The sequence below is a fragment of the Paenibacillus roseus genome (genome assembly GCF_016424485.1).
Classification (GTDB): domain Bacteria; phylum Bacillota; class Bacilli; order Paenibacillales; family Paenibacillaceae; genus Paenibacillus_D; species Paenibacillus_D roseus.
In genome coordinates, this window is the sequence record NZ_JAELUP010000065.1 from 1 (window position 1) to 12498 (window position 12498).

13 protein-coding genes are annotated in these 12498 nt (G+C 49.8%); 5 read left to right on the forward strand and 8 right to left on the reverse strand.

Annotated features, from left to right (window positions below):
- Positions 1-1774, reverse strand: a 1774-nt coding sequence (locus JFN88_RS12095) for an alpha-helical endospore appendage domain-containing protein (RefSeq protein WP_199019557.1), incomplete at its 3' end; no start/stop codon positions are given.
- 292 nt (positions 1775-2066) lie between these two features.
- On the opposite strand from JFN88_RS12095, the gene JFN88_RS12100 reads away from it, so the two are divergent.
- The 4 genes from JFN88_RS12100 (at position 2067) to JFN88_RS12115 (ending at position 5064) form a co-directional block, all read left to right on the forward strand.
- Positions 2067-2495, forward strand: a complete 429-nt coding sequence (locus JFN88_RS12100; protein ID WP_199019558.1) for an EamA family transporter — start codon at positions 2067-2069, stop codon at positions 2493-2495.
- Positions 2496-2625: 130 nt separating this feature from the next.
- Positions 2626-3165, forward strand: a complete 540-nt coding sequence (locus tag JFN88_RS12105; RefSeq protein WP_199019559.1) for a phosphatidylglycerophosphatase A family protein — start codon at positions 2626-2628, stop codon at positions 3163-3165.
- A 219-nt stretch (positions 3166-3384) separates the two neighbouring features.
- Positions 3385-3837 carry a hypothetical protein gene (locus JFN88_RS12110; protein WP_199019560.1) on the forward strand — a complete coding sequence of 151 codons (453 nt, stop codon included), beginning with the start codon at positions 3385-3387 and terminating at the stop codon, positions 3835-3837.
- Positions 3838-4167: 330 nt separating this feature from the next.
- The gene (locus JFN88_RS12115) at positions 4168-5064 is read left to right on the forward strand and encodes a YihY/virulence factor BrkB family protein (protein ID WP_199019561.1); all 897 of its coding nucleotides are present in this window, start codon (positions 4168-4170) and stop codon (positions 5062-5064) included.
- Between the two features lie 72 nt (positions 5065-5136).
- Here the strand turns inward: JFN88_RS12115 and JFN88_RS24850 are convergent, their stop codons facing one another.
- Positions 5137-5262 carry a hypothetical protein gene (locus JFN88_RS24850; RefSeq protein ID WP_269846557.1) on the reverse strand — a complete coding sequence of 42 codons (126 nt, stop codon included), beginning with the start codon at positions 5260-5262 and terminating at the stop codon, positions 5137-5139.
- Between the two features lie 49 nt (positions 5263-5311).
- Positions 5312-5656 (reverse strand): hypothetical protein, encoded by a 345-nt coding sequence (locus tag JFN88_RS12120; protein WP_199019562.1) that lies wholly within the window; start codon positions 5654-5656, stop codon positions 5312-5314.
- Between the two features lie 270 nt (positions 5657-5926).
- Between JFN88_RS12120 and asnB the strand changes: the two genes are divergently transcribed.
- Positions 5927-7771 (forward strand): asparagine synthase (glutamine-hydrolyzing), encoded by a 1845-nt coding sequence (gene asnB, locus JFN88_RS12125; RefSeq protein WP_199019563.1) that lies wholly within the window; start codon positions 5927-5929, stop codon positions 7769-7771.
- Between the two features lie 22 nt (positions 7772-7793).
- Here the strand turns inward: asnB and JFN88_RS12130 are convergent, their stop codons facing one another.
- The 5 genes from JFN88_RS12130 to JFN88_RS12150 all read right to left on the reverse strand — a co-directional run bounded on the left by JFN88_RS12130 (position 7794) and on the right by JFN88_RS12150 (position 12354).
- Positions 7794-8453 (reverse strand): non-canonical purine NTP pyrophosphatase, encoded by a 660-nt coding sequence (locus tag JFN88_RS12130; RefSeq protein ID WP_199019564.1) that lies wholly within the window; start codon positions 8451-8453, stop codon positions 7794-7796.
- Complete coding sequence (gene rph, locus JFN88_RS12135) at positions 8450-9196, reverse strand: ribonuclease PH (RefSeq protein ID WP_199019565.1); 747 nt, start codon at positions 9194-9196, stop codon at positions 8450-8452. The genes JFN88_RS12130 and rph overlap by 4 nt, the downstream gene beginning before the upstream one ends.
- Before the next feature lie 173 nt (positions 9197-9369).
- Positions 9370-10428 carry a GerMN domain-containing protein gene (locus JFN88_RS12140; RefSeq protein ID WP_199019566.1) on the reverse strand — a complete coding sequence of 353 codons (1059 nt, stop codon included), beginning with the start codon at positions 10426-10428 and terminating at the stop codon, positions 9370-9372.
- Positions 10429-10597: 169 nt separating this feature from the next.
- On the reverse strand, positions 10598-11617 hold the full coding sequence (locus JFN88_RS12145; RefSeq protein ID WP_199019567.1) for an MBL fold metallo-hydrolase: 1020 nt from the start codon (positions 11615-11617) through the stop codon (positions 10598-10600).
- Positions 11614-12354, reverse strand: coding sequence for a class I SAM-dependent methyltransferase (locus JFN88_RS12150; protein ID WP_199019568.1), 741 nt, complete (start codon positions 12352-12354; stop codon positions 11614-11616). Before JFN88_RS12150 ends, JFN88_RS12145 begins: the two co-directional genes overlap by 4 nt.
- Positions 12355-12498 lie beyond the last annotated feature (144 nt).

Below are 12498 nucleotides of genomic sequence, written 5' to 3' on the forward strand. Positions count from 1 at the left end.
TTGAACCCGTCGGGCCAGTTATACCAGTGGTTCCCGCGCTTCCCGTCACTCCTGTTGGACCTGTTGCTCCGGTGGTTCCTGTTGCTCCCGTTGAACCCGTCGGGCCTGTTGCTCCGGTGGTTCCTGTGCTTCCCGTTACTCCTGTTGAACCCGTTGGGCCTGTTGCTCCGGTGGTTCCTGTGCTTCCTGTTACCCCTGTTGAACCCGTTGGGCCCGTTGCTCCGGTGGTTCCTTCGTTTCCTGTTGCTCCTGTTGGGCCTGTTGTTCCGGTAGCTCCCGCGCTTCCTGTTACTCCTGTTGAACCCGTTGGGCCTGTTGCTCCGGTGGTTCCTGTGCTTCCCGTTACTCCCGTTGAACCCGTCGAGCCTGTTGCTCCGGTGGTTCCTGCGCTTCCTGTCACTCCTGTTGGACCCGTTGCTCCGGTGGTTCCTGTTGCTCCCGTTGAACCCGTCGGGCCAGTTATACCAGTGGTTCCCGCGCTTCCTGTCACTCCAGTCGAACCCGTCGAGCCTGTCACTCCGGTACTTCCCGTGCTTCCCGTTACCCCTGTTGAACCCGTTGATCCGGTGGTTCCTGTGCTTCCTGTTACCCCAGTTGAACCCGTGGGGCCCGTTGCTCCGGTGGTTCCTTCGTTTCCTGTTGCTCCTGTTGGGCCTGTTGTTCCGGTAGCTCCCGCGCTTCCTGTTGCTCCTGTTGAACCCGTGGGGCCTGTTACACCAGTGGTTCCTGTGCTTCCCGTAACCCCTGTTGAACCCGTTGAGCCTGTTGTTCCCGTCACTCCCGTTGAACCCGTCGGGCCAGTTGCACCAGTGGTTCCGACGCTTCCTGTCACTCCTGTTGGGCCTGTTACACCAGTGGTTCCAGCGCTTCCGGTTACTCCAGTTGGGCCCGTTGGACCAGTTTCACCAGTGGTTCCGGCGCTTCCTGTGGCTCCCTTTGGGCCAGTAGTTCCGGCACTTCCTGTCACGCCTGTTGAACCCGTCGAGCCTGTTCCTCCGGTGTTTCCGGCATTTCCGGTTGCTCCCGTCGAGCCTGTTCCTCCGGTACTTCCAGTGCTTCCCGTCACTCCCGTTGAACCCGTCGAGCCTGTTCCTCCGGTACTTCCAGTGCTTCCCGTCACTCCCGTTGAACCCGTCGAGCCTGTTGCCCCTGTGGTTCCTGTTGCTCCGGTCGCGCCTGTCACCCCGATTGGATCAATCAGACTTTCAATACGTACGGTTGTCGATGATCCCTGGCTTACTTCAACAGATAAACTGTCGGATACAAATGTAAGTCCTCCATCGAAATCTATCGGTGCTTCTCCGGATGTGCCAATCAGGCTAAATAGTGCTGTTCCGCTTTGGAGACCGGTTGGTCCGGTTGGCCCTGTTATCCCTATCCCTGTTGCACCGGTAGCGCCTGTTGCCCCAGCAGGTCCGGTTGGCCCGGCCGGACCTCCTGCAGGACCTGTCGAGCCGGTGGCGCCAGTTGGGCCTGTAAAAGAAGGCGCAGACAAAATCATTTCCAGATTGGACTGCAGCAATAATTGTTTCTTCATTAATTGACCCATTGTTTCTCTTACGCTGGCATTCACAGCGAGCAAATCGCTAACAGTCGCAGGTACAGACAATCCCGGAAGCGTACCGACAGCATACTGAATTTTTTCAGCTTCTGAGTTAATGATATGTCCGATCCCCAATTCCTCAATAGCAATAGAAGCTAACAGAAGGTTGATAGCCTCGTCTCTGGAGATGGATATGCTGGGTGTAATATTTGGAATATTAGCCTGAGACATAACTTCACTCCTTTTTTCCTTTTTTAACCATACTATACTATTCTATTCTTTCTTTAATTGTTTGGTACGAACATCTACTCCGTATTTCAATATTGAACAAACACTTAAAAAATCCAGAATTAGCCTGAATACTATAGTGCCTATATGAAAAACATAATTTAACATTTTAGCGCTCTATATTGCTATAATTAGTAAGTAAGCCCATCGGATAAAAATTCACAAGTTCTCCGAACAAACGGTTACATTGCATCATAGTAATTTTAAATAACCTGCAAAAACAGGAGGGTTCAACATGCCATTGTGGCTGCTGTATTCGTTGCTTTCCGCCCTATCTGCGGCGTTAGTAGCGATATTTGGAAAAATTGGACTAAAAGGTATTGATGCAAACTCCGCTACGGCGATTCGGGCTGTCATTATGGCCCTGTTTCTCATTGGTGTCGTTGCTATGCAGGGGAAATTTTCGCAACTTGGAGAAATTATTGCCCAGCGCAAGGCCATGACCTTTATTGTCCTGAGCGGCTCCGCGGGCGCCTTGTCTTGGCTGTTTTATTTTCTCGCGCTGAAGTACGGCAAGGTATCTCAGGTCGGCCCCATTGACAAACTAAGTGTTGTAATTGCTGTTGTCCTGGCTGTTCTGTTTTTGGGAGAAAGGCTTTCCTGGATTAACGCAGCCGGCGTAGCTTTGATTGCTGTAGGAGCGCTGCTTGTAGCCCTTAAATAACCAGCCTAGTGCCTATCCCACGTTCGAGGGATTGGTGCAAGCTGTACATTTGTAGTATTATAAAACAGATCAAGCCCTGATTACCGATTCGGCGGGTTCACATCCTCACATCCAAGGGAGGCACACCATCATGCAGGAGAAAACAAAGTACAGCTTGAACAGCAAAGCAGTCGCAGAAGCAACAGAGATCTGGCTAACCAAACGGGGGGTTACGAAGGAAGCAATCGCAGAACTGGTATATTTTCTGCAAAAGGACTATTTCCCGCAACTCACTCAAGAGGAGTGTATTGTCAATGTTGAGGCCGTATTAAGCAAACGGGAAGTTCAAAATGCGGTATTGACAGGCATTCAGCTTGATATGCTGGCGGAAGAAGGCAAGTTGCTCCCTCCATTGCAGGAAATGATTCAGCATGATGAGGGACTTTACGGCTGCGATGAAATTTTGGCGCTATCGATCGTGAATGTATACGGAAGCATTGGTTTCACCAACTTCGGTTACGTGGATAAACTTAAACCGGGTATTCTGGTTAAGCTCAACAGCAAAGCAGATGGGGAAATTCACACCTTCCTCGACGATATCGTCGGGGCCATTGCAGCTTCAGCGGCCAGCCGAATCGCCCACCGCAAGCAGGCGGAGCGCGAAGCTAGCGGGGACGTGCCGCTGCGTTAAGAGATGCCAAGGCAGACAGGTAAGGCTAAATTCCTGACCCATTCAATCCTAAATCACAACTTCAAGCTATTTAAGGTCCGGCATTGTACATGCCGGGCTTTTCTGGCTTTTTCACAAAAATAACTTTCCATAATGCAACATTTTTGTTCCGAATAAAAAAACCGTTTCAGTCCAAAATAAAAGCGTAATAAAATATCACGAGAGAGAGTTGATTTAAAAATGCCAACGACAGCTGAGAAAACATTAAAAGATCTATTAAATTCAAACAGTGTATCCCTTGCACTGGGTCCCAATAAAAATAATCCGATTGAATTAGACCACACCTTTGAATTAAACATTCACCCGGGATTTCGATTAAAGTTGCAATTTGGATTTAATGCAGCTAATGAAAATTCAATAATTATTTACAACAACGAGTTAAGCGAAATTTTAAAAAGAGATAATCGTAGTAACGGAAACAGCGACTGGATCTCCGAAAAAAATACCGGACCAACTCCAATCAGGCTGTTCGTAACCGCTTGGAATTTAAATCCTCAAAACAATCAATGGAGACAATCACCTTATAAAGTTACTTCTCAATCTAATGGACTGTCATTTATACAACTTGGTTTTGAAGACTGGACAGACAATGATTACGATGATGCAGTGTTGCTGGCACAAACCATTCAGTAAATTCTCTGAGCATATTAAAATATTTTGAACTACGTAAAAGGTCCGGCATTGTACATGCCGGACCTTTTTCTCGCTATTGTCCATACGTAAAGCTGTTCATACGCATCACGCGACACGGTTTCAATATACAATTCCTTTGCATGTTCGGGGCAATAACAGGGAAAAATGCTCGTATACTGTCCGTAATCGCTCCTGCTTGAGCGGCCTCATAATTGACGCGGTACTCGCATTTCAGAATGAATCTGCGGACCGCCCGCACGAGATTTAATTTTCGATTGGAGAAAGCTCTGCCCGGGTAATAAAAGCATAAACACATCGAGGGGGCCAGCTATGCGGAAGCAAGGAAAAACACTCCGGCTGCTTAATTGTCTGATCCACCGTTTTAACGATGATGAGGTACCGGCACTGGGTGCCCAGTTGACCTATTACTTGATCCTGTCCTTTTTCCCTTTCTTAATCTTCGTGATCAGCATGATCGGGTATGTATCCTTTTCCCCCGAAGATTTAATGGCTGATTTTTTCACAGTCATCCCGGACGAAGCAGAGAAAATCGTGGAGGGCATCATTATCGAGGTTACTTCTTCAAGTTCCGGCACACTGCTTTCATTCGGCATGCTGGCTACAATCTGGGCGGCTTCCAATGGCATCAATGCCATGATTAAAGGACTCAACAAAGCCTATGATGAAGAGGAGAATCGTCCCTTTTGGAAAGTAAGGGGTATCTCGATTTTGGCAACGCTTGTACTGGCTATTGTTATTCTCGTTGCGATGCTGATGCTCATTTTCGGAAAATCCATCGGCCAATATTTATTTGTGGCAGCCGCTTTCCCAACGGATTTTGAACGAATATGGGGCATTGTCAAATATCTCATCCCGCTCTCCATCATGCTCTGTGTATTTATGCTGCTGTACCGTATAGCCCCAAACCGCAAGCTTACCTTCAAAGAAGTGCTGCCCGGCTCTTTATTTACGACACTGGGCTGGATTGGGACGTCCATACTTTTTTCCTTTTATGTCAACCAGTTCGGCTCTTATACGAAAATTTACGGCAGTTTAGGCGGAGTTATCGTTCTCCTAATCTGGCTGTACATCAGTTCAATTATCATTTTAATGGGGGGCGAAATCAATGCGGCGCTCGCCTTTGAACGGGAAGGAAAACTGAAGAAGGAATGCAAGACGTTCGGGGCTGAATTTTTCGCCTTTTTGCGAAAATGGAGAAAAACTTAGCGCATTCAAAAACCCCTTGGCATTCATCACGCTGTCCATCGACAGGCCTGAAATGCGCAAGGGGTTGTATATTTATTTCTTTACACTTTGGGACGGATTGTTCTGCGCCGGCTGTTTTACATTTTTATCCAAAACCTCTGCAGCAAACTCCTCAGAAGCCTCGTAATGATTGCCCTTGGTATCTTTTTGTTGTGTCAACTGCTCGCCCTCCTTTCTGCTGCATCTTCACACCTGCATTCTTATGAATCTAGTCGCTGTCCACATTCAGATTCATGGATTCAATATGGGATTTGGTTTGTTCTGTACCAAGTTCATGCAGCAGCTTGTACACTCTGCCGAGCAAATGGTCATAGCCAAGGTTGATACGCTCTGTGGAGAAGCTTACAAAGGGTTTGGCAAAATGAAGGGTCTGTGCTTCATCCCAACTCGCTAACTCCTCGAAAAGCTCCTGCAGCCGACCAAGCTCTTCCTCATTGGCTAGAATTTCAAGCTCATAGGCTGCAACAGTCGGGTCATCCAAAATTTGGCCGGCGCCTACTGCGACATAATACGGTTTCCGCTCGTATAATGCCTCTTCCGAAGATGTATCCATCGGTTCGCCCGCCTCCTTTACATTATTTTAGTCTTCCTCTGTAGCATCCCAGAGGGACAGACATTTTATGCCTGAAAACCGCATATACCTTTCACACCCTGGTTTATTGCTTATGCGCTAACGGCTGTTGTTTGTCCATAGTTCAAACGTAAACGGCTTTGCCGTCCTTTGACGAGCATAAACTTCGTTTCGTGGTGAAATATAAGCCATTTATAAAAAGAAAGTTTATAAATTCTTATATTTTAAAAAAGGCAGAGAGGAATGAGAGGCATGTGCGGAATTACCGGATGGATAGACTGGACAAAAAATTTGATTCAGGAAAGTGAAAGCTTGGAGCGGATGACAGATACCCTGGCTCCACGCGGACCTGATGCCTCAGGAACCTGGATTACAACCCACTGCGCGCTCGGACACCGGCGATTAAGTGTAATGGACCCGGCCGGCGGCGCCCAGCCGATGATCCGTGATTCCGGTGACGATACGTATGTCATCGTGTACAACGGGGAACTGTATAACGCCCCCGAGCTGAAAAAAGAGTTGGAGCAAAGAGGACGGCGGTTTACAACTACCTGCGATACAGAGGTACTGCTCTTTGCTTATATAGAGTGGGGAATGGCCTGTCTGGACCGGTTAAACGGCATCTTTGCTTTTGCAATCTGGAATGGCAGGGAAGAGAATCTGTTTCTGGCCCGTGACCGTGTAGGCGTCAAACCGTTGTTCATTAGCCAGATTGGCGGATTGTTCCTGTTCGGCTCCGAACCGAAAGCGATTCTCGCCCACCCTGCCGTACCTTCGGATGTCGGACCGGAAGGACTCGCGGAGGTGTTCATGAACGGCCCTGCGCGGACACCGGGACAGGGCGTCTACCGCCATCTGTCCGAATTACTGCCCGGTCAATATGCAGTGGTTGACCGCTCAGGAGTCAAAACACGCACCTACTGGAAACTGGAGAGCAGACAACATACCGACAATGTAGATCAAACAGCCGAGCATGTCCGCTGGTTATTGAAGGATACTGTTCACAGACAGTTGGCCTCTGATGTTCCCGTCTGTACACTGTTGTCCGGAGGGTTGGATTCCAGCGCACTAACTGCTATTGCGGCGGCTCATTACAAAAGCGGCGGTTTGGGGTCTATCGAGACGTATTCGGTGGATTATACGGATAATGACAAGCATTTCAAAGCCCATGCCTTCCAGCCCAATTCAGACGCCCCTTTTATTCAGATTATGTCCGATTATTTAGGAAGCAGGCATACCTATATTCAATTTGATACGCCGGAGCTGGCGGGTTCCTTGGATGCGGCCGTGACAGCCCGCGATTTGCCGGGAATGGCTGATGTCGATGGCTCGCTTTATTTGTTTTGCCGGGAAATTAAAAAAGGCGCTACCGTCGCCATCTCTGGAGAAGCCGCGGACGAAATATTTGGCGGCTATCCGTGGTTTCACCGCGAGGAAGCTCTTAACGCCAACACATTTCCTTGGGCCTTGTCCTCCGTCATGCGCTCCGAGCTGCTATCGCCCGATGTCGCCGCGTGGATCAAACCGCTTGAGTATGTAAAAGACCGCTATTCCGATGCTATTGCGGAAGTTCCTCATCTGGATGATGAGACACCGGAGCAGAAACGAATGCGCATCATGTCCTATCTCAATATTACGAGATTCATGCCGACCTTGCTTGACCGCAAAGACCGGATGAGTATGGCTGTCGGCCTTGAGGTGCGCGTTCCCTTCTGCGATCACCGATTGGTTGATTATGTCTTCAACATCCCATGGGAGATCAAAACTTCCGGAGACCGGGAGAAAGGCATCTTACGGCGCGCGCTGCGCGGGATTCTCCCGGATGATATTCTAACTCGTAAAAAAAGCCCTTATCCCAAAACGCATAACCCCAACTACCTGACAGCGGTGCAAAAAAGACTGACAGCAGTCCTTGATGATCCATCATCACCACTGCTGCCGCTCATCAACGTGAAGAAAGTCCAGGAACTTATTCAATCTACTGATGCGTCCTCCAACATCCCATGGTTCGGCCAATTAATGTCCGGCCCGCAGCTATTCGCCTATCTGATTCAGGTTAATCAATGGCTGCAAACCTACAAAGTTTCCATCAAATAACAAGGGAGCTGCTCCCCGATCTTTAATGATCAGGGGCCAGCTCCTTCATCAGTTTGGCCAAAGCATGCCCGCGATGGCTAATGGACTGCTTCTCTTCGGTTGTCAATTGTCCCATTGTCCGTCCAAATTGCGGAACCCAGAACAGCGGGTCATACCCGAAGCCGCCTTCCCCAAGTACACGATCAATGATATACCCTTCTGCTGTTCCATCTGTATGGTATACAGTGCCTTTTGAGGGATCATAGATGACCAGGCTGCATACGAAGCGGGCGCTGCTTAACGCAGTGAGATCCGTTGGCAGAACCAGCGTCGAATCGAATTGGATTTCTTGCCCGGCGAGCTTATCCTTCAGTTCCTGCAGCAGTTTGACGTTATTGGCGGCGTCCCCCGCCCCTTCGCCGGCATATCTGGCGGAGTATACGCCCGGCGCTCCGTCCAGTACGTCAACGCAAAGACCGGAGTCATCTGCGAGTACAGGCACGCCGAGTCGGTCACCGACCGCTTTGGCCTTGATCAGGGCATTGTCGAAAAAGGTCGCCCCATCCTCCACGATATCCGGCAAATGTTCAAAATCATACATGCTCTTGACGTCCATCCCGAGCTTCGCAAAGGCATGGGCGAACTCCTTAACCTTACCCTTGTTTTGGGTCGCAACAATGATCGCGCTTCCGCTCAGTTTCATGATTTCGTACCTCCAATTCGGAGGCCGGCTTCTCCGAGCGCTTCCTTCTGCCGGGCAATCAGCTCATAGATGCCTGTTTCGGCTGTTTCAAGCATGCTGTTCAATTCTAGACGCGTGAAGGGCGCTTCCTCGCCAGTCCCCTGAACCTCTACAAATTTGCCGGAACCGGTCATCACTACATTCATATCGACCTTGGCTTTGGAGTCTTCCTCATAATTCAAATCAAGCAGCGTCGTGTCCTGATTGATCCCTACACTGACGGATGCCAGATAATCCGTAATCGGGTAGCGCGTGAACTGCACCTGATGGCTAATCTTATGTATTGCAAGTGCCATAGCGACGAAAGCTCCTGTAATGGATGTTGTACGCGTGCCTCCATCCGCCTGAATCACATCGCAATCGAGCATAATAGTGCGCTCTCCCAGTGCCTGCAAGTCCACGATAGAGCGGAGCGCCCTGCCGATCAGTCGCTGAATCTCCATTGTTCTTCCTGTCAGCTTGCCTCTGGCTGATTCACGCTGATTGCGAGTCTGCGTAGCGCGCGGCAGCATGGAATACTCCGCATTGATCCAGCCCTTGCCTTGTCCTTTCATAAAAGGCGGCACACGGTCTTCCACTGTCGCCGTACACAGCACCTTGGTGTCGCCCATTTCAATCCATAGCGAACCTTCTGCATGTTTATTCGGATTTATCGTCATGTTTACCGGTCTTAATTGATTGAATTGCCTTCCATCCGTTCTCATTTCATTGCCTCCTGAATTTGAACTACCCCCCATTTTACCAAAATAGAAGGGCAAAAGCACCCCTTCCCGTTGAAACTTGCCCCAAGCGCAGAGAAAGAAGCCGCGCACCTCTTGCTTGAGGCTGCGGCTTCCTTCTTTTTAAGGCCTATATTTCACTGTATCGTTATCTGCGCTCAGGATTTGATTGCATTGACGTGAACAGGGCGATCAACGGGCTGGCTATAGTCGCGATTATCGGTGTCCTTTACATTATCGCTGCCGTTCAGCTGAACTTGAACTTTGCTCACTCCCGTATTCTCCGCAAGGGACAAGATAACGGACTGAATCAACTCTGAGGGCATTAGCTGGCCATCTTTGTAGCTTTGGTCTTGCAAATCTACGGTGACAATATCCTTGTCAATCTTGATGCTGCCTACCTCCAGGTCCTGGGTCATCACACTGTTCAAAGGACTGGTCGCCTCAGGCCCGGCGATCAGCTCTTTTAAAGCAGCTGTAGCCACATCCTCACTGCGGTCAATCAGGCGCGTCACCGGGACATAGTATTGGGTATCGGCCGGAGTAACCGAGGAGAAATAGAGGGTAACCGGTGTTGAACGGGAAAGATCAATACCTTCGGAACGCTCCAGGTTGATTCCGACGTTCCTCGACAGCGTTTGGGCTAGCGGGAAGCCATCGACAGGCATTTCGGACAGCTTCTCCCCTTCCTGCCAGAACTGTACCTGCTTGATGCCCGGGAATCCTGTCAGCGTCCATGTAACCGCCTCTACAATTCTCCGTTCATCCGGTCCGTTATAATCCGTGAAATGCTCATTCCAATCTACAATGGCAAGCTCTTGATCCGTGATAATATCCAGCTTGTTGATAACAGTCCCTTTGGAAATCACCGGCTTGAAGCCTTCCGGCAGTTGGTTGGCATATGGCCCTTCAGCCACCAGAACCTCAAGTGCAACCTGCTCCGGCTTCTTATCCCCATTCAGCGGAACGGATAAGGTGACAGGGGCAATATAATCGTTCCCATCCTTCAAATAGACCGTCAACTGGTTTCCTTCACCCTGATTCAAGGCCTGTCCTTCTTCAAGCGCCTTGCTGTTCTCCTGCAATCCGGCAGGCGGCGGATCAATCTCTGTACTGGCCTGTTTGGAGAACAGACCGCATCCCCCTGTTATCAGCAAAGATGCCGCGATAATGGCGGCAGGTACTGCCTTTACCATCCAACGTTGACGTTTCATCATTAATAGGTTCCTCCCGGTTGCAAGGACAAGCGATTCGTGTGGGCCCGGCGGCCGCCTTTAGCATTCACGACAGCTGCACTTGCTTGATACTATTATGTATGCGGACCCTGTCCATTTTTAGACCAGTTTTGTCCCAACCGGGAAAAGGAAATCAGCGTTATGCCCGCGATTATACCGAGTGCGGGCCGCCTGTGCGATGGTACAAGATACCGGATGCGTGCTCTACGCTCTTGATTCGCCCGGCTTCCTCCAGATAGAACAGATGCGCCAGCGTCTCCGACATAGCGAAGCGCAACTGGTGAATATTATTTTGCGTTCGCTTCCCGAACATGCGCGCGCATAATGCGTAAGCCTGTTGAGGCTGTTCCAGCCAGCCCTCCAGTTCGGCAAGCCGCCCCACATGATGGCCGTTCAAGTCCATCAATCGTTCCGCAAAGTTGGGGAACGGATTGCGATGACCAGGGAACGCCATCTCAACTTCATAACGGCTTAGCCGCTTGAGACTGTTCAGGAAGGACAGCAGCGGGTTGCGGTCTGGATCGCCCGGTATAACGCTCACATTAGGGGTAATATCCGGGAGTACCTGATCTCCGCACAGCATGTAGCGCAACTCTCTGTTGTAGAAGCACAGGTGACCGCTCGCATGGCCTGGAGTATGGACAATCTCCCACTCCCTTCCTCCTAATGAAATTGTACCTTCAAGCGGCAAATAGGTTACCTCGGGCTGCGGCGAGACCTGACTGACGAAGCTTTCCAGATGCGGTTCCAACTGGGTCAACAAGTCCCCTGGCAACCCGTGCCGAGCAAAAAGACGAACCCACGCCTGGCTCATGCTTTTGTCCTCCCCCCACATTCGAACAGCATATTCGTGAGAGAGAGCTGACATCAAAACAGGTGCGCCGCTGCGCTCCTGAAACCAGCCGGCCAGCCCGTAATGATCGGGATGCTGATGGGTCAGCACAATTCGCTTAACATCGGTCGTGGAAATTCCATATCTTGCAAATGCCCATTCCCATACAGATTTTGCCTCAGCCGTATGAAGGCCGGGATCAATCAAGGCATAGCCGCCATTGATTTCCGGAATCAGATAACTGTTTACCCAACGAAGAGAGAACGGCAACGGAACCTTGACCTGAATCCAGCCCTCGCCCCACTCCACACTCTTTACTGCAAACGCCTCCGATTTCATATCCTAACCTTTCCGGCCATGATCAGCCGCTTGGATTTCAACTCATCATAGGCTGCGCCGTCATAATCACCACATATATCTGTCAGTTCAAGCCCTGCACCGCTCAAGGCTTTTTCAAACCATGCAACCGGATACAACCGAACCTGCTCGAAATAATGCCGGACCTCATGCTCAAACCGCAGCTCAATATGCTTTTTTACCCAATGCTCATCAGCCTCTCGAGTCTCGATAATTGTACACCCTGCCTCATCGTCCTGACGGATGGATTGATGAACCAAGTGGTCCCGCACATAACACGGATTCAAATAATCTATAACAAAACGGCCATTCGGTCGCAGCACACGTCTCAGCTCCCGAAGTACCTGAAGATTATCCTTTTCCTCATTAAAATAACCGAATGAGGTAAACAAGTTTACTGTAACATCAAACTCTCCGTCGCCAAAGGGAAGCTCTCGCATATCGCCATGAATGAATCTGACTTTAGCCTGCTCGTCTTTGCGACGGGCCTCATCAAGCAGCTTGACGGACAGGTCGAAACCTGTGACCCGGAACCCCAGATCGGCCAAAGCCAACGAATGTCTCCCCATTCCGCAGCCGACATCCAGCAGATCTGCCTCCTGGACAAGCTTCATCCAACTTACTAGCTTGTTCACTTCTTCGTGAGCATGATCCCAGTCTCGATGCTTATAGATAAGCAAATAATCCGCTCCGAAGCTTCGTTCATACCATTCCGACACGAAGTTGCCCCTTTCTGTCCTGTTTCTTGCCTAATATAGAGCATATCAAAAAAAGACGTTTCCTCCAATAACTTCCCTCAGGCACTTGCCGAACTTCACCCGATTTTATCGAATGGGAATAAGCGGAAAGAATTCGCAGCATAC